The 21,299-nt window shown below is 78.1% G+C and carries 27 protein-coding genes; 1 reads left to right on the forward strand and 26 read right to left on the reverse strand.

All coding sequences use genetic code 11. The features are described 5' to 3' along the window. Position 1: 1 nt before the first annotated feature. From SH587_RS05825 to SH587_RS05950, 26 genes are all read right to left on the reverse strand, one after another. Positions 2-1,972 (reverse strand): chemotaxis protein CheA, encoded by a 1,971-nt coding sequence (locus tag SH587_RS05825; protein WP_320669635.1) that lies wholly within the window; start codon positions 1,970-1,972, stop codon positions 2-4. A gap of 1 nt (position 1,973) precedes the next feature. Beyond that, on the reverse strand, positions 1,974-2,768 hold the full coding sequence (locus SH587_RS05830; RefSeq protein ID WP_320669636.1) for a CheR family methyltransferase: 795 nt from the start codon (positions 2,766-2,768) through the stop codon (positions 1,974-1,976). Continuing rightward, a complete protein-coding gene (gene cheB, locus SH587_RS05835; protein WP_320669637.1) occupies positions 2,765-3,820 on the reverse strand; it encodes a chemotaxis-specific protein-glutamate methyltransferase CheB in 1,056 nt (351 codons plus the stop codon). Before cheB ends, SH587_RS05830 begins: the two co-directional genes overlap by 4 nt. A 5-nt stretch (positions 3,821-3,825) precedes the next feature. Continuing rightward, entirely contained in the window at positions 3,826-4,311 is a 486-nt protein-coding gene (locus SH587_RS05840) for a chemotaxis protein CheW (RefSeq protein WP_320669638.1), read from the reverse strand. A gap of 7 nt (positions 4,312-4,318) precedes the next feature. Beyond that, positions 4,319-4,753: a flagellar motor switch protein FliN gene (fliN, locus tag SH587_RS05845; RefSeq protein ID WP_320669639.1), complete on the reverse strand. Its 435-nt coding sequence runs from the start codon at positions 4,751-4,753 to the stop codon at positions 4,319-4,321. Between the two features lie 9 nt (positions 4,754-4,762). Continuing rightward, positions 4,763-5,191: a flagellar basal body-associated FliL family protein gene (locus SH587_RS05850; protein ID WP_320669640.1), complete on the reverse strand. Its 429-nt coding sequence runs from the start codon at positions 5,189-5,191 to the stop codon at positions 4,763-4,765. Beyond that, positions 5,188-6,030 (reverse strand): flagellar motor protein MotB, encoded by an 843-nt coding sequence (locus SH587_RS05855; protein WP_320669641.1) that lies wholly within the window; start codon positions 6,028-6,030, stop codon positions 5,188-5,190. The genes SH587_RS05850 and SH587_RS05855 overlap by 4 nt, the downstream gene beginning before the upstream one ends. Beyond that, positions 6,027-6,848 (reverse strand): flagellar motor protein, encoded by an 822-nt coding sequence (locus SH587_RS05860; protein WP_320669642.1) that lies wholly within the window; start codon positions 6,846-6,848, stop codon positions 6,027-6,029. Before SH587_RS05860 ends, SH587_RS05855 begins: the two co-directional genes overlap by 4 nt. Continuing rightward, the gene (locus tag SH587_RS05865) at positions 6,845-7,120 is read right to left on the reverse strand and encodes a flagellar FlbD family protein (RefSeq protein WP_320669643.1); all 276 of its coding nucleotides are present in this window, start codon (positions 7,118-7,120) and stop codon (positions 6,845-6,847) included. Before SH587_RS05865 ends, SH587_RS05860 begins: the two co-directional genes overlap by 4 nt. Positions 7,121-7,145: 25 nt before the next feature. Then, on the reverse strand, positions 7,146-8,015 hold the full coding sequence (locus SH587_RS05870) for a flagellar hook-basal body complex protein (RefSeq protein ID WP_320669644.1): 870 nt from the start codon (positions 8,013-8,015) through the stop codon (positions 7,146-7,148). Further along, entirely contained in the window at positions 8,012-8,497 is a 486-nt protein-coding gene (locus tag SH587_RS05875; protein WP_320669645.1) for a flagellar hook capping FlgD N-terminal domain-containing protein, read from the reverse strand. The genes SH587_RS05870 and SH587_RS05875 overlap by 4 nt, the downstream gene beginning before the upstream one ends. Positions 8,498-8,510: 13 nt before the next feature. Further along, positions 8,511-8,948 carry a flagellar hook-length control protein FliK gene (locus tag SH587_RS05880; protein WP_320669646.1) on the reverse strand — a complete coding sequence of 146 codons (438 nt, stop codon included), beginning with the start codon at positions 8,946-8,948 and terminating at the stop codon, positions 8,511-8,513. 1,274 nt (positions 8,949-10,222) lie between these two features. Then, positions 10,223-10,810, reverse strand: a complete 588-nt coding sequence (locus SH587_RS05885; protein ID WP_320669647.1) for a lytic transglycosylase domain-containing protein — start codon at positions 10,808-10,810, stop codon at positions 10,223-10,225. Beyond that, complete coding sequence (fliJ, locus tag SH587_RS05890; protein ID WP_320669648.1) at positions 10,807-11,259, reverse strand: flagellar export protein FliJ; 453 nt, start codon at positions 11,257-11,259, stop codon at positions 10,807-10,809. The genes SH587_RS05885 and fliJ overlap by 4 nt, the downstream gene beginning before the upstream one ends. Before the next feature lie 65 nt (positions 11,260-11,324). After that, entirely contained in the window at positions 11,325-12,713 is a 1,389-nt protein-coding gene (locus SH587_RS05895) for a FliI/YscN family ATPase (RefSeq protein WP_320669649.1), read from the reverse strand. Then, complete coding sequence (locus tag SH587_RS05900) at positions 12,710-13,330, reverse strand: FliH/SctL family protein (RefSeq protein ID WP_320669650.1); 621 nt, start codon at positions 13,328-13,330, stop codon at positions 12,710-12,712. The genes SH587_RS05895 and SH587_RS05900 overlap by 4 nt, the downstream gene beginning before the upstream one ends. Position 13,331: 1 nt before the next feature. Continuing rightward, positions 13,332-14,426: a flagellar motor switch protein FliG gene (gene fliG, locus SH587_RS05905; RefSeq protein WP_320669651.1), complete on the reverse strand. Its 1,095-nt coding sequence runs from the start codon at positions 14,424-14,426 to the stop codon at positions 13,332-13,334. A gap of 1 nt (position 14,427) precedes the next feature. Further along, positions 14,428-15,981: a flagellar basal-body MS-ring/collar protein FliF gene (gene fliF, locus SH587_RS05910; protein ID WP_320669652.1), complete on the reverse strand. Its 1,554-nt coding sequence runs from the start codon at positions 15,979-15,981 to the stop codon at positions 14,428-14,430. Positions 15,982-15,988: 7 nt separating this feature from the next. Then, positions 15,989-16,291 carry a flagellar hook-basal body complex protein FliE gene (gene fliE / locus SH587_RS05915; protein WP_320669653.1) on the reverse strand — a complete coding sequence of 101 codons (303 nt, stop codon included), beginning with the start codon at positions 16,289-16,291 and terminating at the stop codon, positions 15,989-15,991. Beyond that, entirely contained in the window at positions 16,288-16,728 is a 441-nt protein-coding gene (gene flgC, locus SH587_RS05920) for a flagellar basal body rod protein FlgC (RefSeq protein WP_320669654.1), read from the reverse strand. The genes fliE and flgC overlap by 4 nt, the downstream gene beginning before the upstream one ends. Beyond that, positions 16,728-17,075: a flagellar basal body rod protein FlgB gene (locus tag SH587_RS05925; protein WP_320669655.1), complete on the reverse strand. Its 348-nt coding sequence runs from the start codon at positions 17,073-17,075 to the stop codon at positions 16,728-16,730. The genes flgC and SH587_RS05925 overlap by 1 nt, the downstream gene beginning before the upstream one ends. Before the next feature lie 114 nt (positions 17,076-17,189). Continuing rightward, positions 17,190-17,513: a flagellar protein FliT gene (fliT, locus tag SH587_RS05930; protein WP_320669656.1), complete on the reverse strand. Its 324-nt coding sequence runs from the start codon at positions 17,511-17,513 to the stop codon at positions 17,190-17,192. Continuing rightward, a complete protein-coding gene (gene fliS, locus SH587_RS05935; protein ID WP_320669657.1) occupies positions 17,510-17,875 on the reverse strand; it encodes a flagellar export chaperone FliS in 366 nt (121 codons plus the stop codon). Before fliS ends, fliT begins: the two co-directional genes overlap by 4 nt. A gap of 19 nt (positions 17,876-17,894) precedes the next feature. Beyond that, on the reverse strand, positions 17,895-19,238 hold the full coding sequence (gene fliD, locus SH587_RS05940) for a flagellar filament capping protein FliD (protein WP_320669658.1): 1,344 nt from the start codon (positions 19,236-19,238) through the stop codon (positions 17,895-17,897). Continuing rightward, entirely contained in the window at positions 19,229-19,630 is a 402-nt protein-coding gene (locus SH587_RS05945; RefSeq protein WP_320669659.1) for a hypothetical protein, read from the reverse strand. The genes fliD and SH587_RS05945 overlap by 10 nt, the downstream gene beginning before the upstream one ends. A 254-nt stretch (positions 19,631-19,884) precedes the next feature. Next, positions 19,885-20,457: a hypothetical protein gene (locus SH587_RS05950; protein ID WP_320669660.1), complete on the reverse strand. Its 573-nt coding sequence runs from the start codon at positions 20,455-20,457 to the stop codon at positions 19,885-19,887. Between the two features lie 79 nt (positions 20,458-20,536). Here SH587_RS05950 and SH587_RS05955 point away from each other — a divergent pair, with 79 nt between their 5' ends. After that, positions 20,537-21,229 carry a flagellar hook-basal body protein gene (locus SH587_RS05955; RefSeq protein ID WP_320669661.1) on the forward strand — a complete coding sequence of 231 codons (693 nt, stop codon included), beginning with the start codon at positions 20,537-20,539 and terminating at the stop codon, positions 21,227-21,229. Positions 21,230-21,299 lie beyond the last annotated feature (70 nt).

The raw sequence follows: 21,299 nt of genomic DNA on the forward strand, positions 1-21,299 counted from the left end.
GTCAGGCGAGGGCGGCGGCGGCCGCCGGATGGGCGTCGGTGGTGAGCGCGTCGGCGTCGACGATCAGCGCGATCTCGCCGCTGGCCAGCACCGCCCCGCCGGCGACGGCCACCCCCTGGGCGGCGGTCGCGGGCAGCGGCCGGGTGACCAGCTCGTGCTGGCCGGCGAGCGCGCCGACGGTCAGCGCGGCGCGGCCGGCGCGACCGTGGACGACGACCGCGAACGGCGCCTCGTCGGCGTCGGGGACGGCGAAGGCGGCGGCCCCGTCGACCAGCGGCAGGGTCGCGTCGCGCTCGACCAGCACCGGCCGGCCGGCGACCGAGCGGACGCTCTCGTCGGCCAGCCGCACGATCCGCTCGACCCGGTCGAGCGGCAGCGCGAACGGGCAACCGCCGATCGTCACCAGCAGCGCGGCGGTGATCGCCAGCGTCAGCGGCAGCCGGATCGCGACCGTCGTCCCGGCGCCGGCGGCGGGGTCGATCGCGACGTCGCCGCCGAGCTCGCCGATCGCGGTCCGGACGGCGTCCATCCCGACCCCGCGACCGGAGATGTCGCTGGTCGCCGCGGCGGTCGAGAAGCCGGGCGCGAACAGCAGCTCGGCGGCGGCCCGGCGGTCGACCCGGTCGCGCTGGTCGGGGGCTAGCAGGCCGCGCTCGACCGCCCGCGCGGCGACCGCGGCGACGTCGATCCCACGGCCGTCGTCGGCGACCTCGATCAGCACCTGGCCGCCCCGGTGGCGGGCGGCGATCGTCAGCCGGCCGGTCTCCGGCTTGCCGGCGGCGCGGCGGGCCGCGGGCGGCTCCAGGCCGTGGTCGAGGGCGTTGCGGACCAGGTGCACGAGCGGGTCGCCGAGCGCGTCGACGACGGTCCGGTCGAGCTCGGTCTCCTGGCCGACCAGCCGCAGGTCGACCCGCTTGCCGAGCCGGCCGGCGAGGTCGCGGACCAGCCGCGGGAAGCGCAGGAAGACCGTCTCCACCGGCACCATCCGGACCTGCATCACCAGCTGCTGGAGGGCGTGCGAGGAGCGCTGGAGGTCCTGCAGCGCGGTCCGCAGCTCGGGCTGCTCGCTGCCGGCCACCAGCGCCTCGACGTGGGTCCGGTGGACGACCAGCTCGCCCATCCGGTGCATCAGCTGGTCGAGCCGCTCGGCGTCGACCCGGACGGTCGCCGCCCGCCGCGGCGCGGTCGCGGTCGGGGTCGGGGTCGGGGTCGGCGGGGCGTCGGCGGCGGGCGCCGGCGCGGGGAGCGGGGCGGCGACCGGCTCGGCGACCGCGGCGACCACGTCGCCGACCGCCCCGACCGTCCGGTCGACCAGCTCGGGGTCGAGCGGGTCGGCGGCCAGCCAGACCTCGACCGTGCCGCCCGCGAAACCGTCGACCGCGTCGGCGGCCGGGGTCGAGCCGAGCACGTCGCCGAGCTCGGCGCAGGCGGCGAGGACCATGAACGCGCGCACGCTCGGCATCGCCGTCGCCGGGTCGAGCGTCGCCCGCAGCCGCCAGAGCGGACGGCCGGCGGCCGCGGCCACGACCGCGGGCGGCGGGCCGTCCTCGGGCACGGTCGCCGGGGCCGTGGCGGCCGCGGTCGGGGCCGGCCCGCCGGCCACCGCCGCCCGCAGGCCGGCGACCAGCGGCGCCGGGTCGAGCCGCTCGACGCCGTCGGCCTCGATCCCGTCGACCGCCCGCTCGAGCGCGTCGAGCGCGGCCAGCAGCGCGTCGACCAGCGGCGCCGGCGCGGTCCGCTCGCCGTCGCGCAGCGGCTCCAGCACGCTCTCCGCCTCGTGGGTCAGGGCGGCGATCGCGGCGAAGCCCATCGTCGCGCTCATCCCCTTCAGCGAGTGGGCGGCGCGGAAGATCTCCTCCAGCGTCGCGCGGTCGCGGGGGTCGGCCTCCAGCCGCACGATCGCCAGGTTCAGCGCCTGCAGGTGCTCGCGGGCCTCGGCGAGGAAGAGCGGGAGGTACTCGGCGGCGTCCATCTCAGCGGCGGCGGTAGAGGAACGGGGCGACCGGCTCGACCCCGGCGGCGGCCGGATCGGCCAGCCGCTCGGTGGCCCCGACCAGCAGGTGGCCACCGGGACGGAGCGCCGTCGCCAGCCGCGCGTGGAGCGCGTCGCGGACCGGGCCGGTGAAGTAGATGACGGTGTTGCGGCAGAGGACCAGGTCGAAGGCGGCCCGCGGCACGGCCATCCGCAGCAGGTCGCCCTGGTCGAAGCGGGCGCCGGCCCGCAGGGCCGGGCCGGCCCGCCAGCCGCCGTCGGCCGTGGGCTCGAAGTGGCGGGCGAGCGCCGCCCGCGGAGCGCTGCGGGCGGCGGTGGCCGGGTAGGCGCCGTGGCGGGCCTGCTCCAGCACCCGCCGGTCGACGTCGGTCCCGCGGACCTCGACCCCCACGTCCGGCGCGGCGTCGCGGCAGACGGCGAGCGCGGTGTAGGCCTCGGCGCCGTTCGAGCAGCCGGCGCTCCAGATCCGGATCCGCCCCGCGCGGGCCAGCTCCGGGACCACGTCGCGGCCGAGCGCCGCCCACTGCTCCGGGTTCCGCCACAGCTCGGAGACGTTGATCGTGATCCGGTCGAGGAAGCCGTCCAGCTCGGCCCCGTCGCGGCGCAGCAGCCGTAGGTAGCCGTCCAGGTCGTCGGCGCCGCGGCGGCGGGCGTGACCGCGGATCCGCCGCTCCATCTGCGCCCGCTTGTACTGGGTCAGGTCGATCCCGCAGAGCCGCGCGACCGCCCGGCAGAAGGCCAGGTAGTCGTCGGGGCGGGCCTCGACGGTGCTCATCGCGCCACCGCCGGCGTCCGCAGGGCGGTGGCGACGGTCGCGGCCAACTCGTCGATCGGCAGCTCGGCGTCGGCCAGCCCCGCCTCGGCGACGGCCCGCGGCATCCCGTGGACGGTGCAGGTGGCGGCGGCCTCGACCAGCACCCGGCCGCCGTGGCGGCGGACCGCGCGGGCGCCGTCGCTGCCGTCGCGGCCCATCCCGGTCAGGACCACCAGCAGCACCCGCTCGCCGTGGCGGCGCGCGACGTCGGCGATCGTCAGGTCGGCCCGTGGCCGCAGCCCGCCGACCGGCGGCTCGTCGTCCAGCCGCAGGGCGTCGCCGTCGAGCCGCAGGTGACGGCCGCCGGGCGCGACCAGCACGGTCGCCGGGTCGAGCCGGTCGCCGTCGGCCGCCTCGCGGACCCGGACGCGGGCGCCGCGGTCCAGCCGCTCGGCCAGCGAGCGGGTGAAGCCGGCCGGCATGTGCTGGACCACCAGCGCGCCGCCGCCGACCCGCGGCGGCAGCGCCGGCACCAGCGTCGCCAGCGCCCGCGGGCCGCCGGTCGAGCAGGCGACGACCAGCACCGGGTCGCGGTCGCCGGCCGTCGTCGGCAGCGACCGGCGGACGGCGGGGACGGTCACCGGCAGCGCCGCCGGGCCGGGACGGTCGTCGCCGGCCGCGGCGGCCCGCACCGTCGCGGCCAGCTCGCGCGCGAAGGCGGCCAGGCCGCCGGCCTCGGGCTTCGGCACCAGGTCGAAGGCGCCCCCGGTCAGCGCGTCGACCGCGCGAGCGCCGTCGGCCGGCGAGAAGGCGGAGACGACCACCACCGGCGTGCCGCCGCCGTCGCCGCCGGCGATCCGCCGCAGCACGTCGAGCCCGCCGAGCCCCGGCATCGCCAGGTCGAGGGTCAGCACGTCGGGCCGCAGCTCGCGGCAGAGGGCCAGCGCCTCGTGGCCGTCGCGGGCGCGGCCGACGACGTCGAAGCCGGCGTCGGCCAGCGCGCGGCCGACCAGCGCCCGCATGAAGCTGGAGTCGTCGGCCAGGACCACCCGCAGCGGCCGGTGCGCGGCCACCGCGCTCAGGCCCCGCCGCCGACGGTCGCGACGACCGCGTCCGCGACCGCGGCCACCGGCTCGTCGGCCGCCTCGGGCTCGGCGAAGAGCGCGACCGCGTCGAGCAGCACCACCAGCCGGTCGTCGATCCGGGCGATCCCGGAGACCGCCGCGCTGCCGGCCGGCGGCGGGTCGATCCGGTCGCCGCCGACGGTCAGCACCTCGGTCACGTCGTCGACCACCACGCCGGCGGCGCCGCGGCCGCCGTCGACCATCACGATCTTCGTCGGCGTGGTCGCGACCGGCGCCAGCCCCAACCGCCGGACCAGGTCGTGGACGGGGACGATCTTGCCCCGCAGCGCGATCACGCCGCGGACCCAGCCGCCGCCGGCCGCGACCGAGCGCGGCGGCGTGTAGCGGATGATCTCCTGGACCTGCGCGATCGGCAGGCCGTACTCCTCGGCCCCGAGGGTGAAGACGACGAGCTGCTGCGCGTCCTGGGCGTCGACCATGGCGCCCTCAGTGATCGGCCGCGGGGGCGTCCGCTTGAGGGTCCGGCGGCGCCGGTTGGGCGGCCGGCGCGAGGTCCGCGAACGGCGGCTCGGCCGGCTCCTCGACGGCCTCCGGGGCGGCGGCCTGGCGCTGGGCCGGGTCGACCACCATCGCGGTGATCCGGAGCCCGAACTCCTCGTCGATCACGACCACCTCGCCGCGCGCGATCGGCTTGCCGCCGGCCAGCAGATCGACCGGCTCGCCGGCCTGGCGGCGCAGCTCGACGATCGAGCCCGGGCCGAGCGTCAGCGCCTGTCCGAGCGTCATCCGGGTGCGGCCGATCTCGACCGACAGCTCGACCGGCACGTCGTGCAGCCGCGCCAGGTCGGCGGGATCGCCGGGCGCCGCCGGCGCGTCGGGGGCGGCCAGCTCGTCGCCGGGGGTCCAGTCGGTGGTCTCCACGGCGCGCTCCTACTGGACGGTCAGGTCGGGGAAGAGGACGGCCGAGAGCGCCACGTCGGTGCGCTTGCGGAGCGCCCGCGCGAGCGCCGCCTTGGCCTTCGCACGGCCGGCGGCGGTGGTCAGCGCGTCGCCGTCCTGGCCGCCCAGCTCGTCGATCACGACGTCGCGCACGACCGCCTCCTCGGGCAGCGCGCCGTAGCCCTCGACCGCCTCGCCCTCCCCCGCCTTCGGCGCCTCGTCGAGCACCAGCGCGACCGACAGCTTCGCGTAGCGGCCGTCGCGGAGGTTGATCAGGAAGTCCTTCGGCAGCACGTAGACGGTGCCGTCGACCTTGCGCGGGCCGGCGTCGCCGCCGTCGGCGAGCAGCAGCTTGTAGGCGGCCCCCGCGGCGAGGGCGAGGACGGCGATGAGGGCGAGGAGCTTCTTGTCGAACGTCACGGGATCCGGCTCGTCGGGCGCTCGAGGCGCAGGAGGGCGATCTCGACCCGGCGGTTGGCGCGGCGGCCGACCGTGGTCGCGTTGGAGGAACGGGGGCGCTCGGCGCCGTAGCCGGTGGCCGAGAAGCGGGCCGGGTCGAGCGCGGCGCCGGCGGCCAGGACGCGGACGACGCTCGACGCCCGGGCTCCGGACAGCTCCCAGTTGCTGGGGTAGCGGTCGGTGCCGATCGGGACGCTGTCGGTGTGGCCGTCGACGGCGATCGGGTGGCGGCGGTCGAGCTGCAGCAGCCGGCCGACGTCGGCCAGCAGCGCGCGGCCGGCGGGCCGCAGCGCGGCGTCGCCGGAGCGGAAGAGGACGTCGTCGGTCAGGACCCGGATCACCAGCCCGCGGCGGTCGACCGCGGTCCGGACCCGGGCGCCGAGGCCGCGGCGGGCGATCCAGGCGTCGATCCGGCGCTTGAGGGCCCGCAGCTCCTGCTCCTCGCGGCGGGCGGCGGCCGCGGCCCGGCGGGCCGGCGGCAGCCGCTCGGCCGGCACCACCTCGGGCGCCAGCGGGGCGATCGCGGCGACCGCCTCGACCGGGGCCCGCTCGGCCTCGCCCGCGGCGCTCGGCTCGGGCCTGATCGACCCGGCCCCGGTCAGCAGCTTGCCGGAGAACGCCTCCCGCAGCGAGCGCGAGACCTCGTCGAACTTGCGCTGGTCGACGACGGAGACGGCGAACATCACGATGAAGAGCGCCATCAGCAGCGTGATCATGTCGGCGTAGGTCAGGAGCCAGCGCTCGCTGCCCCCGCCGCCGTGACCGCCGCCGGCCCGGGCCCGGGCCCGCCGGCGGCTCATGCGGCGCGCCGGCGACGCTCGTCGGAGAGCGAGACCGGCGGCTCGTCGCCGTCGTCGCCGGCCCCGTCGCGGAGGCCGGGCGGGACGTACGCCTCCAGCCGCTCGGCCAGGATCCGCGGGTTCTCGCCGGCCTGGATCGCCAGCACGCCCTCCATCGTCATCTCCTGCAGCTCCTGCTCGTCGAGCGAGAGCGCCTGCAGGCGGTTGCCGACCGGCAGCAGCAGGACGTTGGCCAGCCCGACCCCGAGCAGGGTGGCGACGAAGGCGCTGGCGATCGCCGTCCCCAGCATCCCCGGGCTGTCGAGGTAGCCGAGCGCGTGCATCAGGCCGAGGACGGCGCCCATGATCCCGATCGTCGGGGCGAAGCCGCCGGCCTTCTCGAAGGCGCCGGCGCCGACCTCGTGGCGGCCGGCCATCGCGTCGGTCTCGGCCTCGAGCACCGCCCGCAGCGTCGCCGGCTCGGTGCCGTCGACGACCAGCTGCATGCCCTTGCGGCAGTAGCGGTCCTCGATCCGGCCGACCTCCTCCTCCAGCGAGAGCAGGCCCTCGCGGCGAGCGCGCTCGGCGTAGCCGACCAGCTCGGCGGCGCGGCCGGCGCGGTCGCTGGCGGTGGCGCGGACGGCCCGCCGCAGCAGCGCCGGCATCGCCCGCACCGGCTCCAGGCCGACGGCGGCGATCGTCGCCCCGAGCGTGCCGCCGAGGACGATCACGATCGCGGGCACGTTGATCAGCGTGCCGAGCGAGGTGCCCTCGACGGTCGCGCCGCCGAGGATCGCCACGACCGCGATCGCGATCCCGATGCCGGTGGAGGCCTTCATCGCTCCCGGTGATCGGCCGCCGGCCGCGGTTCTTCAGTCCGGCCGCCGGCGAGGGCCCGCGGCCGCGGGGCGCCGTGGAGCGCGGCGGCCAGCAGCCCGCTGCGCCAGCGGGCGACCGCGTCGCGCACCTGCTCGGGCGACTCGACGACCGGCAGGTGGGCGCCGGTCGTGAGGGTGATCGTGGTGTCGGGGCGTGCCTCGACCACCTGGATCAGGTCCGGGTTGAGGAGGAACGGCTCGGGCTCGCGGGCGAGCCGGTGAAGGCGGATCACGGGCGGGCGCCGGCGGCGGACGCGCTCAGCGCTTCATGTTGACGACGTCCTGGAGCATCTCGTCGGCGACGGTGATCACCCGCGAGTTGGCCTGGAAGCCGCGCTGGGCGGAGATCATCGTCGTGAACTCGCTGGCCAAGTCGACGTTGCTCATCTCCAGCGCGCCGGCCATCAGCGGGCCGTTGCCGGTGGTGCCGGGGGTGCCGGCGATCGGGGCGCCGGAGTTGGCGGTCGCGACCCAGCGGCTGCTGCCGCCGCGCTCCAGGCCGGCCTGGTTGGCGAAGCGGCTGATGGTCAGGTAGCCGGCGGTCTGGCGGGTGCCGTCGAGCGGACCGCCGGAGTGGTCGACGTAGGAGACGGCACCGTCGGCGCCGATCGCGACGTCGGAGGCGCCGGCCGGCAGGGTCAGATAGCTGGGCGCGGCGGCGCTGTCGGGACCGCCGCCGGCGGCGGGCGGGTAGGCCATCACGTAGAGGCCGTCCTGGGTGACGAGGTGGCCCTGCTCGGTGACGGTGAGGGCGCCGGCGCGGGTGTACTCCCAGGTGCCGGCGGCGGGAGCCGGGCCGCCGGGGGTGCCGCGGGCGACGGTGAACCAGCCCTCCCCCTGGATCGCGACGTCGAGCGGGTTGCCGGTCATCTGCGGCGAGCTGCCGCCGGTGAGGTTGTCGATCGAGCCGACCTTGACGCCGAGACCGACCTGGGTGGCGTTGGTGCCGCCGGTGTCGGCGGTGCCGCCCGACGCGCCGCGGACCTGCTGCGAGAGCGAGTCGGCGAAGGTCGTGCGCGCGGCCTTGTAGCCGACGGTGTTGACGTTCGCCAGGTTGTTGGCGGTCACGTCGAGCATCGTCTGATGCGCCTTCAGCCCGCTGATCGAGCTGTACATCCCGCGGATCATCGGATCCCTCCCTCGGGGTCGGAGTCGGTGGTGGTGGCGGTGGGCGTCGTGGCGGGCGGATCGCCGACCGCGGTGACGGCGCCGGGCGAGACGCCCGCGACGCCGCCGATGGTCAGGCGCGGCGCGCCGTCCTCGAAGGTCACGCGCTCGACGACGCCGCTGCGGACGCTGCCGTCGGCGGCGGTGTAGGTGGCGGTGCGGCCGACCAGCGCGAGCGCCTGCGACGAGGCCTGGGCGTTCAGCTGCAGCGCGGCCAGGTCGGCGACGTTGCTGATCTGCTCGAGGGTCGAGAACTGAGCGGTCTGGGCCAGGAAGGCGGAGTCGTCGACCGGGTTCATCGGGTCCTGGCGACGGAGCTGGGTGACCATCAGCTTCAGGAACGCGTCCTTGCCGAGGCCGTCGCCCTTGGGCTTGGTCGCCGCGTTGGTGGTGGCGGTGGTCGTGGCGCCGACGGTGCTGGCGGCGGGTGGGATCGAGGTCATGCGGCGGGGCTCCTCAGGCGAGGACGTCGACGCGGGCGCCGCCGGGCAGCGGCAGCGTCAGGCGCGGTCGGGGGTCGAAGTCGGGGTCGGTGGTCGTGGTCGGGGTGGCGTGGGCCGTGGGGCCGGCGGGGCGGGCGTGGTCGCGGTCGCGGCCGGACGCGCGGTTGCGGGGACCGGAGTCGGGGCCGCTGCCGCCGGGCGCGGCGGCGCCGACGTCGAGCCGGGCGACGTGCAGTCCCTGGGCCTCGAGCTGGCGACGCAGCTCGCCGCTGGCCTGCTGGAGCGCGCGGGCGGCGTCGGGGCTGTCGGCCAGCACGGTCGCCTCCAGGCCCTGGGCGCCGTGCCGCAGCCGCACCTCGACCCCGCCGAGCGCGGCCGGCCGCAGGTGCAGCTGGGCGAGCGTCGCCCGGCGGCCGGCGAGAAGCTGGAGGGCGACGGCGACGGTCGGCACGACGGGGCCGGTGGGGCCGGTCGGGCCGGCGGAGGTGGTGGGGCCGGTCGGACCGGCGGACGCGGTGGTCGTCGCGCTGGTCGCGAGCGGGGGCGACGGGGTGGCGGTCGTGGCGGGGTCGGCGGTGGCCCCCGCGGCGGTCGGCGGGCCGGCAGGCGAGGTCGGGGTCGTCGGGTCGCCGGTCGCGGGGCCGGAGTCGACGGCCGCGCCGGGGAACGGCGAGGCGAGGCCGGAGGCGGACGCGGTCGCGGACGTCGACGAGCCGGCCGCCAGGGTCGAAGCGCCCGCGGTCGCCGGGGCGCCGGCCGATGGTGCGGTGCCCGCGGTCGACGAGCCGGACCCCGACGAAGTGGTGCCGGAGCCCGAAGCGGCGGCGCCCGAGGACGCGGGCCCAGCGGCCGACGAGGCACCCGCCGCCGACGCGGCAGCGGTGGCCGAGGGGGCGGCCGACGACGCGGTCGTCCCGGCCGAGGCGCCGGCCGACGACGCCGTGCCCCCGGCCGACGAGGCCGTCCCGGGGGCCGACGAGGCGGCGCCCGTCGGCGAGGCGGCCATCCCGGCCGCGACGTCGTTCGCAGCGGCACGGGCGACGGCCCCGGCGGCCGGTCCGCCGGCCGGCGGAAGCGTGGCGTCGACCGCCGTCGCTCGTCCGGGCTCGCCGCCGGCGGGCCCGATCGCCGTCGAAGCCGTCCCCGTCGAGCCGGGCACCGTCGGCACGCTCGCGGGACCAGCAGCGGTCGCCCCCGCGGGCCATGCGCCGCCCGATCCCGCCAACGCGGTCCCGGCCGCGCCCGCGGACGGGGCCGGCGTGACCGGGCCGCCGGCGCCGGTCGTCGCGCCCGCCCCGGAGGAGTTCGTGGCGGTCCCGGGGGCCGCTCCGCCGGACGCCGCCGTCGGCGCGGTGGCTCCCGCGCCACCGGGCAGGCGGTCGCCGGCCTCCGAGCCGGCGACCGATGCCGCAAGGTCCGCTCCCGACCCGTGCGCCGTCAACGCGCCGACCGGAGCGGCAGGCGGCGCGCCGCTCCCCGGGTCCGGCCCGTCGCCGCCCGCCTCGCCCTCGCCCCCCAGACGCCGCGAGGCCCCGGAAGCTCGCGAGAGATCGCGCCGCCCCTCCCCATCCCCCCGGTCCAGCGCCCCCGAACGCCCCGCCCGCTCCTCCAGCACCCCGTCGATCCACGCCCCCAGCCCCCCGCCGCCGTCGCCGCGCGCGGGCGACGGGGCGTCGGCCGGTCGCGGGCGTGGCGCGGGCGGGGTCGCGGGCACCCGCAGGGCGCTCACGCGGGGCTCCCGCCGCGGCCGAGGATCGCCTGGACGTAGTGCTGGGTCTCGGCGTAGGGCGGCACGCCGCCGTAGCGCGCGACCGCCCCCGGTCCGGCGTTGTAGGCGGCCAGGGCTTTGACGTAGTCGCCGCCGAAGCGGTCGAGCTGCTGGCGCAGGTAGCGCGCTCCACCGTCGAGCGACTGGGCCGGATCGAGGGGATCCCGCACCCCCAGGCTCGCCGCCGTCGCGGGCATCAGCTGGCACAGGCCCTGCGCTCCCGCGGCACTGCCGGCCCGGGGGTCGAAGCCGGACTCCTGCCGCACCAGGTTCGTGAAGACCTGCGGGTCGATCCCGTGGCGGGTCGCCGCCTCGCGGATCATCGCCGCGTAGGGGCCGCCGTCCGCTCCCGACCCCGACCCCGACGCCGCCGTCACCCCTGCCCCGGGCGCCGTCGCCTGGGCGTTGGCCAGCTCGGCGGCGAAGCTCCCGGCCGCCGTCGCCGCTCCCGGTCCCGCCGTCGCCGGCGGCGCCACGACCCCCGTCGCCTGCTGGAGCAGCGCCTGCAGCTCGGCCACCCGGCCGGCGATCGCGGCGACGCTCACGCCGCCGCCCGTCGCCGGTGCAGGGTCAGCGCCTGCTCGTCGGCCTGCCGCTGCTCGTCGCGCGCGGCCGCCTCCTGGTGCTCCGCCGCCCGCCGGTCGTGCAGCCGGTCGAGCAGTTGACGGTCGCGGCTGGCCGCCGCCAGCAGCCCCCGGCGGGCGTCGGTCGCCGTCCGCCGGCGGTCCAGCTCCAGCCGCGCCGCGTCGCGGCCGGCGGCCGTCCGCTCGCTCCACCGTGCCCGCGCCCGCAGGTCGTCGCCGCTCAGCGGCCCCGTCCACGCCCGCGCCTGGTCGCGCAGCGCGCCCGCCGCCCGCCGCTCGGCGTCGGCCACGGTCCGTCGCGCCTGCTGCTCGTCCCGCAGCGCGGCGGCGAGCGCCCGCTGGGCCTCGTCCTCCCGACTGGCGCGCAGGCGCCGGACCGGTTCGAGGCGGAAGCGGAAGCCGGACGTCACGCCCCGCGTGATCGGCCGCCGGCGACCGCGATCCAGCGCCGCTGGACGGCTGTACGACCGCGATCTCACGCCGCCGCCCCGACCGCGTCCGCACCATCCGACTCGCCCGCCACCAGCGCTCCCGCCCGCGCCGCCAGGTCGCGGACCGCCGCGTCAGCCTCCTCGGCCGTCGAGCGCTCCTCGGCCGGTTGCCGCAGCAGCCGCTCGATCGGCTCGCGCATCGCGATCGCCGCATCGGTTCGGGGATCGCTGCCCGGCTCGTAGGCGCCGATCGCGATCAGGTCCTCGCGCTCGCGGTGGTCGGCCAGCAGCGTCCGCAGCGCGCCCGCCGCCGCCCGCTGCTCGGGCCCCGTCAGCTCGCCGACCAGCCGCGAGACGCTCTGCAGCACGTCGACCGCCGGGTAGTGGTCGCGGTGGGCCAGCGCCCGGCTCAGCACCACGTGGCCGTCGAGGATCGAGCGGACCGCGTCGGCGATCGGCTCGTTGAGGTCGTCGCCGTCGACCAGCACCGTGTAGAGGCCGGTGATCGAGCCGGTCGCCGCGGTCCCGGCCCGCTCCAGCAGCCGCGGCAGCTGGGCGAAGACGCTCGGGGTGTAGCCGCGGGTGGCCGGCGGCTCGCCGATCGCCAGCCCGACCTCGCGCTGGGCCATCGCGAAGCGCGTCACCGAATCCATCATCAGCAGCACGTCGGCGCCGCCGTCGCGGAACTGCTCGGCGATCGCGGTCGCGGTGTAGGCCGCCCGGATCCGGACCAGCGCCGGCTGGTCGCTGGTCGCCACGACCACCACCGACCGCGCCAGCGCGTCGCCGAGGTCGCGCTCGACGAACTCCCGCACCTCGCGGCCGCGCTCGCCGACCAGCGCGATCACGTTGACCTCGGCCGTCGTCGCGCGGGCGATCATCCCCAGCAGCGACGACTTGCCGACCCCGGAGCCGGCGAAGATCCCCAGCCGCTGGCCGCGACCGCAGGGCACGAAGGCGTCGAGCGCCCGCACCCCGAGCCCGATCCGCTGGTCGATCCGCGGCCGCGAGAGCGGATCGGGCGGCGGCGCCTCGGTCGGCCGCCGCGGGCCGTCCGGCGGCGGCCCGCCGTCGAGCGGCGCCCCGAGCCCGTCGAGCACCCGCCCCAGCAGCGCCTCGCCGGTCGCGACCCGGAACCGCTCGCCGGTCGCCGTCACCGCCGTCCCCGGGGCCACCCCGGTCAGCTCGCCGAGCGGCATCAGCAGCGTGCGGCCGTCGCGGAAGCCGACCACCTCGGCCGGCACCGGCGGCCGCGCGCGACCGGTCTGGAGCGTGCACAGCTCGCCGACCTCGGCCCGCAGCCCGGTCGCCTCGACCACCAGCCCGATCACGTCGCGGACGCGGCCGCGGTAGCGGGTCAGGTCGGCGTCGCGCAGCGCCCGCGCCGGACCGGCCAAGCGCCCGCCGACCACCGCCTCCGGCCCCGGGCTCACGCCGCGCCCCGCTGCTCGCGGACGACCGCCGCCGCCCGCGCCAGCCGCTCCTCCAGCCGCGCGTCGACCTCGCCCTCGGCCGTCCGCAGCAGCGCGCCGCCGCGGCCGACCCGGCGCTCGGCCTGCACGTCGAGGTGCTCGATCCCGCCCAGCTCGGCGGCCAGCGACGCGACCGCGCCCCGCACCAGCTCGAGGTCGTCGGGGTGGACCAGGACGGTCACCCGCCGCCGGTCGACCAGCCCCCGCAGCGCCCCGCGGACGACGTCCAGCACCCGCCCGGGCGCCGCGTCGACCGCCGCCGCCACCACCTTCTCGGCCAGCAGCAGCGCCAGCTCGATCGCGTCCCGCTCCAGCGCCTCGGCCAGCGTCCGGCCCTGGTCCTGGACCGTCCGCAGGGCCTCGGCCAGCGCCTCGGCCGCCGGGGCCAGCGCGGCGCGGGCGGCGGCCCGGCCCTCGGCGTGGCCGGCCACCCAGCCGGCCTCGTGGGCGGCGGCGCGGATCCGCTCGGCCTCGTCGTGGGCGGCGGCCAGCTGGTCGGAGAGCTCGCGGGCGGTCGGCGCGGGCGGCGGCGGGGCGAGCGCCGGGAAGGCGAACTCGGTCGGGTCGGTGGTCGCCATCTCAGACCACGTCGTCGGCGTCGCCGCGGCCGATCACCAGCGCGCCCGCGTCCTCCAGCCGCCGCACGACGGCGACGATCCGGCCCTGGGACTCCTCGACCACCCGCTTCAGCTGCGGCGGCTGGAACTCCATCTCCTCGCGCAGCAGCTGGGCGCCGCGCTGCGAGAGGTTGGCCAGGATCCGCTCGTGGACCGCGTCGTCGACCCCGCGCAGGGCCAGCGCCAGGTCGCGCTGCTCGACCTCACGCAGGACCAGCTGGATCGAGCGGTCGTCGAGCCCGGCCAGGTCCTCGAAGACGAACAGCAGCCGCCGGACCTCGTCGGCCAGCGCGGCGTCGGTCTCGGCCAGCCGCTCGAGCACGTTGCGCTCGGTCGGGCGGTCGCTGTGGTTGAGGATCTCGGCCAGCGACTGGACGCCGCCGGCCGCGGTCGGGTCCTGCGATCCGACGCTCGCCAGCTTGCCGCGGACGACGCTCTCGATCCGCCGCACGACCGCCGGGCTGGTCTCGCTCATCGTCGCCACCCGCCAGGCGATGTCGGCCTGCTCGTGCGGCTCCAGCGCGGCCAGCACCTGGGCGGCCAGGCGGGTGTGGAGGTTGGCGATCACCAGCGCCTGGGTCTGCGGCGACTCGGCGCGCAGGAACGCCACCACCTGATCGGGCGGCGTCCGGCGCAGGAACTCGAACGGCCGCATCTCGATCACCGACGCCAGCCGGCCGATGATCTCCTCCGCCCGCTCGGCGCCCAGCGACCGCTCCAGCACGTCGCGGGCGTAGTCGACCCCGCCCTCGGCGTAGGACTGGAGCGCGACCGCCAGCGCCGCCGCCTCGTCGAAGACGCCGTCGACGTGCTCCGGCGGCACCTGGCCGAGCTTGGCCATCTCCAGCGACAGCGCCTCGATCTCGTCCTCGCGCAGGTGCTTGAAGACGTCGGCGGCGCGCTCCGCTCCGAGCGACACGAGCAGGATCGCGGCCTTCCGCCGGCCGGGGATCGCCAGCGGCGGCGGCGGGGGCGGCGGCGCCGGCTCGGCCAGCTCGTCGTCGAAGGCCCAGGGATCGTCCTCGACGACCCGCTGCTGGTGGACGACCTCGCTCACGTCACTCCTCCGCCAGCCAGTGCCGGACCTGCTGCGCCACCCGCGCCGGCTCGCGCTCGGCCAGCTCCTCGATCTGGCGGCGGGCGCCCGAGGCGACCAGCGCCGGCGGCTCCTCGAACGCCGTCGCCTCGGCGACCGGGGTCACGACGGTCGGCTCGGGCACGAAGTCGCGCAGCGGCCGCGGCCCGTCCAGCTCCTGCAGCCAGCCCGGCGCGGCCAGCGCCTCGCGCTCGCGGCGACGCAGGTGGCGGGCGACGAGGACCAGGAAGGCGATCGTGCCGAGCGCCAGCACCAGCCACTTGACCCACGAGAGGATCCCGCCGGGCAGGGTCGCCCCGGCCGGCGGCGCGGGCGGCTTGGCGAACGGCAGCCGCGAGACGACCAGCTGGTCGCCGCGGGCGCGGTCGATCCCGGCGGCGGCCGCGACCGCATCGCGGATCGCCGGCACCTGGGCAGCCGGCACCGCGTCGCTGACCAGCACCGAGACGCTCTGCTTGCGGACGCCGCCGGCGGCCAGCTTGCGGCGGGTGACGGTCTTGTCGACGCCGAACTCGCGCTCGCCCGAGCGGTGGCGGTAGCGCGAGTCGCCGCCGCCGGCGTTGCCGGTCGCCGCGTAGCCGGGCACGTTGGCCGCCGCCCCGCTGGCGCCACCGGCGGTCGCCCCGCCCTCCATCTGCTCGTCGTCGGTCTTCTCCTTCAGCGGCACCCGCCGGCGGCCGTAGCGCAGCTGCTCCTGGGTCGCCTCGTCGGCGTCGACGTCGGCGCTGACCCGCACCCGCGCCTTGTCGGGGCCGACGGTCTGGGCCAGGACGCTGGTCAGGCTCGACTCCATCTGCCGCTGGTAGCGCTGGGCGGCGAGCTGCTTGGCGGTCGCCGCACCCCCGCTCCCGCCGCCGCCGTCCTCGCCGCCGGCGGTCGGCCACAGCAGCCGTCCGCCGCCGTCGGTGATCGCGACGTCGGCCGGCTTCAGCGCCTTGACGCTCGAGGCCACCAGCCGCGCGATCCCGCGGACCGCCGCCGGGTCGGGGTCGCTGGTGCCGGAGAGCAGCACCGCCGCGGTCGGCTTCGGCGCGTCCTCGCTCAGCAGCCGGTCGTTGGCGTCGGGCAGCACCAGCTGGACGGTCGCCCCGCCGACCCCGTCGATCTGCTCGATCGTGCGGCCCAGCTCGCCCTCCAGCGCCCGCTGGTAGGTGACCTGCTGCTGCATCTGGCTGGAGCCGAGCTTCTGGCTGTCGAACAGCTCGAAGCCCTGCTGGGTGCCGCCCGTGACGCCGCCGTTCTCGGCCACGGCGATCCGGGCCTGGGCGACGTCGCGCTTGTCGACGGCCAGCGCGGTGCCGTTGTTGCGGATCTCGTAGCGGACCCCGCGCTCGTCGAGGGCGGCGGTCAGCTTGCCGGTCTGGGCCGGGTCGAGCGCGGTCACCAGCGTCGCCCAGCTGGGGCGGGAGGCCAGCGAGAGCAGCAGCAGCGCCACCACCACGACGCCGAGCACGGCGCCGCCGACGGCCAGCCGGCCGCGGGTCGACAGGTTCGCGAGCAGCTTCGGGAGCGGCACGGGCGGGTCAGACCTGGGTCCGCAGGAGCTCGTTCAGCGCCTCGACCCCGCGGGTCCGCAGGGTCGACGCCAGCTGCATCGAGAGCTTCGCCCGCTCGGCCGCCATCACCACCGACTCGACGTCGGTCGCGGTGCCGGTGGCCAGCGCCATCGCGCCCTCCGAGGCCTCGGCCTGGGTCCGTTCCAGCCCGCCGATCGCGCGCGAGAGCAGGTCGCCGAAGCCGCGGCCGTCGGGGGCCGGGGCGGCCGGGGCGGCGATCGCCGCCTGGGGCCCGAGCACCATGCTCGGGTCGATCGGGGCGATCGTCATCGCAGCAGCTCGAGGGTGCGGGTGAACATCTGCTTGGCGCTCTGGATCGCGGTCACGTTGGCCTCGTAGCCGCGCGAGGCGGCGATCAGGTCGACCATCTCGGCGACCGGATCGACGTTCGGCATCGCCACGTAGCCGTTGGCGTCGGCGTCCGGGTGGCCGGGGTCGTGGACCAGCCGCGGCGCGCCGGGATGGGCGACGATCCCCGCCACCTCGACCCCGGCGGGCGCGGCACCGCGCTCGATCGCGCGGTCGAGGACCGCGCCGAAGCCGCCGCCGGCCGCCTCGCGCAGGACGACGGTCTTGCGCTGGTAGGGCCCGCCGGCCGCGGTCCGGGTGGTCTGGGCGTTGGCCAGGTTCTCGGCCGTGACGTCGAGCCGCAGCCGCTCCGCGGTCAGCGCCGAGGCGCTGACGTCGATCGCGCCGAAGAGCCCCATCAGGCCGCCCCCGCCCCCATCGCGTGAACCAGGACCTCGATCCGGACCCGGGCGACCGAGACCAGCGCCTGCTGCTCGAGCGCGTTCTTGGCCAGCTCGGCCGACTCGCGGTCGACGTCGACCCCGCCGCCGTCGGCGCGGACGACGCCGGTCTCGGTGGCGGTCGCGAAGGCCGGCGGCCGGCCGCGCTCGACCGCCGTCCGCAGGGCGGCGTGGAAGTCGACGTCGCGGCGCTGGTAGCCGGGCGTGTTGACGTTGGCCAGGTTGCCGGCCAGCGCCTGCTGGCGCAGGGCCGCTCCCTGGATGGCGCCTTCCAGCGCCTGCTGCGTCGGGTCGATGAGGCTCACGGCAAGGGTCGTCGAGGGCGATGGTCCGTCCGTGGACCTGCCGAGCCCCGTCCCTGGGACGTCCCGGTTGATCGGCCGCGGCCGCGGTTCCTTGAGGGCGATCGGCGCGGCCGCTCAGGCGCTGCGGTCGAGCCGCCGCCCGGCGCCCGCGCCGGCCCCGTAGCCGCGGGCGGTGCGGCGGCCGCGGGCGGCGTGGTCGAGCGCCAGGCCGAGCGCGGTGCGGGCCTCGTCGAGCAGCGTCGCCGCGGCCGCATGGGCCTCGGCCGCCCGGCGCAGCGCGTCGGCCGCGTCGGCCGGTGGGACGGCCGGCAGCGTCGCCGCCAGCGCGGTCCGGCGGGCGAGCAGCGCGGCGGCGGTCTCCAGGTCGCCGGCGGCCGCGGCGTCGCGCTCGGCCTCGGCCAGCTCCGCCAGCCGCTCGTAGGCGGCGGGGCCGGTCACCGGTCGACCTGGGCGAAGGCCGCGCGCAGCTCGCCGAGCTGGCGGACGATCGGGGCCAGCCGGGCGCCGTCGCGGGTCCGGCGGACGGCGTCGAGCTCGCGCCGCCAGAAGAGGTAGATCGCCGCCAGCCGGTCGGCGACCTCGCCGCCGCGCTCGCGGTCGAGGGTCACCAGCAGCTCGGAGACGATCGCCTCGGCGCGCTGCATGCGGGCGTTCGCCTGGGCCAGGTCGCCGGCGTCGAGGGCGGCGCCAGCCTGGCGCAGGAAGCGGGCGGCGCCGTCGTAGAGCATCACCACCAGCTCGACCGGCGAGGCGGTCAGGACGGCGTTCTGGCGATAGGCCTGGGGAGCGGCGTAGGTCACGTCGGGAACGCCCCCGCTCCTACGCCGACCGCGACCCGAGCTGGGCGATCTGCCCGCTCAGCCACGTGCCCTGGTCCTGGTACTTGGAGATCGTCGCCTCGAGTCGCGCGAACTGGGCCTTGAGGCTCGCCTCGCGGGCGGCCAGCCGGCTGTCGAGATCGTCCATCCGCCGGCCGAGGTCGCTGATCTGGGCGCTGGTGCGCGAGATCCGGTCGCCGAGCACGCCGCTGGTCGAGGCGTAGGCGGTGATCACCCGGTCGAGCTCGCGCAGGACCGAGCCGCTGCCGCCGAGCAGCTCGCGGGCCTCGGCCGGGTCGGCGGTCAGCGCCGACCGCAGCACGGCCGGGTCGAGCTGGAGCTTGCCGAGGACCGCGTCGCGGGAGAAGGTCGCCGTCCCCGACGGGGCGCCGGTGGTCAGGCCGAGCGCCGTCAGCGGCAGCGTCGCGCCGCCGGCCCCGTAGAGCGCGTCGCGCAGCTGGCCGACCGCGGCGATCAGGGTGGCGTCGCCGCCGAGCTGGCCGCGGCTGTTCTTGTCGACGGCGGTCAGCGCACGGAGCGTGTCGCCAGCGGCGTTGTAGGCGCTGACGAACGCCTCGACCGCCTTCTGGACCCCGTCGCCGTCGACGCCGGGGACCGAGACGGTGACGGTGGTCGCGGCGGCGGTGACCCCGCGCAGCCGCAGCTCGACGCCGGGGATCGCGTCGTCGAGGACGTTGGTGGCCGAGGTCCGCTCGACGCCGTCGATCCGGACGACCGCGTCGCGGCCGGCGGTCAGCGCCTCGTCGGAGAGGACGCCGGCGGCGCTGGCGGTGGCGGAGATCGCGCCCGCGGCGCCGGTCGCGCGGTTGGCCAGGTGCAGCCGCTCGACGCCGGCGACGGTCGTCACCGACGCCACCACGTGGAGTCCGGCGTCGCCGTTGATCCGGGTCGCCAGGTCGCGGGCCGAGGTGCCGGCGGCGACCTCGATCTGGTCGTTCCAGCCGCCGCCGGAGACGGTCAGCGTGGTGGCGGCCGCGGGGGCCGCGTAGGCGTAGGAGGCGCCGGCCGCGCGGGCCAGGCCGACGACCTCGAGCGTGAAGCCGCCCGCCGCCGCGCCGCCGCTGATCGTCGCCGTCGCCGCGGCCGGATCGGTCACCTCGACGGTCTGCTTGGCGCCGAAGAGGCCGGGATCGGTCAGCGCCTTGGTCCGCTCCTGCAGCGTTCGCAGGACGTCGACGGCCTTCTGGAGCGCGTCGCGGTTGGCCTTCTCGGCCGTCTGGCTGGCCAGCAGCCGGGTCCGCGGCTGCCGCTCCAGCGCCATCAGGTTCGCGATCAGCGCGGCCGAGTCGAGACCCGACGCGAGACCGCCGAGGCTCAGCCCCATGCCGTACCACCCCGCTCGTCGGCGGCCGGGTCGGCCGCGGGCCGCTCGGCCAGCGCCTCCGGGTCGAGCGCCTCGCCGGGCGGGATCCGGCGCACGACCTGGCCCTCGCCGTCGACCAGCTCGATCCGCACGCGGTGGGCGTCGCGGACGTCGTAGCGCAGCTCCAGCCCCTGCTCGGCCAGCGCGTCGGCCGCGGCGGCCGCGGCCTCGACCTCGGCCAGGACGTCGGGCGGCGGGACGGCGCCGACCAGCTCGTCGTCGGCGGCGGCCCGCGGGACGGCCGCCGGCGCCGGCCGCGCGGCGCCCTCGGCGGCCGGGCCCGTCAGCGGACGGGCCGCCGCGGCGGGCGTCGCCGGGGCGATGGAACCGATCGTTCGTGCGTCACTGGTCATGGCGGGTGCTCCGGGCCCCGGCGGGGCGGTCGTTGCTGGTCCCATGATCGGCAGCGGTCCCCGGAACTTGACCCCCGGCCGGCGAACCGTCGCCGTCGGGGCCGCCGATCGCCCGGTGGACGGTGGACGCATCCCCAGCGGGACGGGGTTTCCGTCCGCTCGTCCGTTCGTCCACCGCGACCCGCGCGGCGACCGCGTCGGCCCAGGCCGCGACGGCCGCCGCCGCCCGCCGCAGCGGCTCGTCGGGGTCGCGCTCAGGCACGGGCCTCGACCGTCCGCGGCAGCGCCTGGACGGTCACCCGCGCGGGCCGGCCGGCGGCCTGCTCCAGCGCCCGCCGCAGCTCGTCGCCGGCGGCCCGCAGGTCGGGGGCGACGGCGCTCGCCGCGGTCACGGCGGCGGCGATCCGCTCCGGCGTCAGGTCGAGCCGGACGACCACCAGGCCGAGCGCCGGCGAGTGGTGGCGGACGACCACGCCGCGGCGGTCGGCAGTCGGCCGATCGCCGGCGCGGCGGCGACGGGCGGCGGCCGGCGGATCGCCGCGGCGGGCGGCCTCGCCGGCGGACGGGGCCAGCGGCGGCGGCAGCTCGATCCGCTCCAGCCGCAGCCGGCCGTCCTCGACCCCGGCCACCCGCAGCCGCAGCGGCCCCGGCTCCAGCTCGTCCGGCAGCCGCGCCACCAGCGTCCGTCCGCCGAGCGCCAGCAGGCCCTGCTGGCCGTGGCGCTCCAGCAGCCGCGCGCCGAGCACCGCGCCGACCGGCGGGACCGCGGTCCCGCCGACCCCGAGGCCACGCGCGACCGCCAGGTCGACGAGCAGGGTGGCGGGCACGGTCACCTTCCCGTGATCGGCCGGCCGTCCGCGGCCTGGAGCGGTCAAGTCCCGCCCGCCGCGGCCGATCACCGGGCCGATGGACCGTGGCCTCTACGTCGCCGCCGCCGGCATGATCGCCGGCCAGGTGCGCCAGGATCAGCTCGCCGGGGACCTCGCCAACGCGGCCACCCCCGGCTACAAGCGCGACCGCACGACCCAGGCGTCGTTCGGCGACGTGCTGCTCTCGAACACCCGCAGCGGCCAGGCGGTCGGCCCGGTCGGCTACGGCCCCTACGCCGACGCCGTCACCACCGACCTGCGGCCGCAGGCGCTGCGCGAGACCGGCGAGCCGCTCGACTTCGCGATCGCCGGCGAGGGCTTCTTCGCCGTCCGCACCCCGGACGGCGTCCGCTACACCCGCAACGGCCAGTTCCAGTCCTCCGCCCGCGGCACGCTGGTCGACGCCTTCGGCCATGACGTTCTCGGGCCCGGCGGCGCGCCGGTGCGGGTCGACGGCGAGGGCCGCGCCGACCCGCGGGCGATCGCCGTCGTCGCACTCGCCGGTCCCCGCAAGGCCGGCGAGGGGCTCTGGACCGGCCGCCCCGCCGGCGCCGCCGACGGCCGCGTGCAGCAGGGCGCGCTCGAGGGATCGGGCGTCGATCCGGCGCGGGCGATGGTCGAGATGATCGCCGCCCTGCGGGCCTACGAGGCCGGCCAGAAGTCGATCACCACGATCGACGAGACGCTCGGCCGGGCCGCGACCCAGGTCGGCAACGCCGGCGGCGGCTGAGCCCGGGTCAAGTCGCGGCCGCCGCGGCCGATCACCCGGGCCAGGCGCCCGCGCCCGACGACCCCCGGAA

The sequence above is a fragment of the Patulibacter defluvii genome (genome assembly GCF_034096925.1).
Classification (GTDB): domain Bacteria; phylum Actinomycetota; class Thermoleophilia; order Solirubrobacterales; family Solirubrobacteraceae; genus Patulibacter; species Patulibacter defluvii.

Coding starts and splice junctions, on each gene's coding strand:
- fliE (WP_320669653.1), bottom strand. CDS start 16,291: ATGACGATCGCCCCGATCGACCCGAGCATGGTGCTCGGGCCCCAGGCG.
- SH587_RS05825 (WP_320669635.1), bottom strand. CDS start 1,972: ATGGACGCCGCCGAGTACCTCCCGCTCTTCCTCGCCGAGGCCCGCGAG.
- flgC (WP_320669654.1), bottom strand. CDS start 16,728: ATGGGGCTCTTCGGCGCGATCGACGTCAGCGCCTCGGCGCTGACCGCG.
- fliD (WP_320669658.1), bottom strand. CDS start 19,238: ATGGGGCTGAGCCTCGGCGGTCTCGCGTCGGGTCTCGACTCGGCCGCG.
- SH587_RS05900 (WP_320669650.1), bottom strand. CDS start 13,330: ATGGCGACCACCGACCCGACCGAGTTCGCCTTCCCGGCGCTCGCCCCG.
- SH587_RS05955 (WP_320669661.1), top strand. CDS start 20,537: ATGGACCGTGGCCTCTACGTCGCCGCCGCCGGCATGATCGCCGGCCAG.
- SH587_RS05840 (WP_320669638.1), bottom strand. CDS start 4,311: ATGGTCGACGCCCAGGACGCGCAGCAGCTCGTCGTCTTCACCCTCGGG.
- SH587_RS05945 (WP_320669659.1), bottom strand. CDS start 19,630: ATGACCAGTGACGCACGAACGATCGGTTCCATCGCCCCGGCGACGCCC.
- SH587_RS05860 (WP_320669642.1), bottom strand. CDS start 6,848: ATGAAGGCCTCCACCGGCATCGGGATCGCGATCGCGGTCGTGGCGATC.
- SH587_RS05870 (WP_320669644.1), bottom strand. CDS start 8,015: ATGATCCGCGGGATGTACAGCTCGATCAGCGGGCTGAAGGCGCATCAG.
- SH587_RS05875 (WP_320669645.1), bottom strand. CDS start 8,497: ATGACCTCGATCCCACCCGCCGCCAGCACCGTCGGCGCCACGACCACC.
- SH587_RS05855 (WP_320669641.1), bottom strand. CDS start 6,030: ATGAGCCGCCGGCGGGCCCGGGCCCGGGCCGGCGGCGGTCACGGCGGC.
- SH587_RS05830 (WP_320669636.1), bottom strand. CDS start 2,768: ATGAGCACCGTCGAGGCCCGCCCCGACGACTACCTGGCCTTCTGCCGG.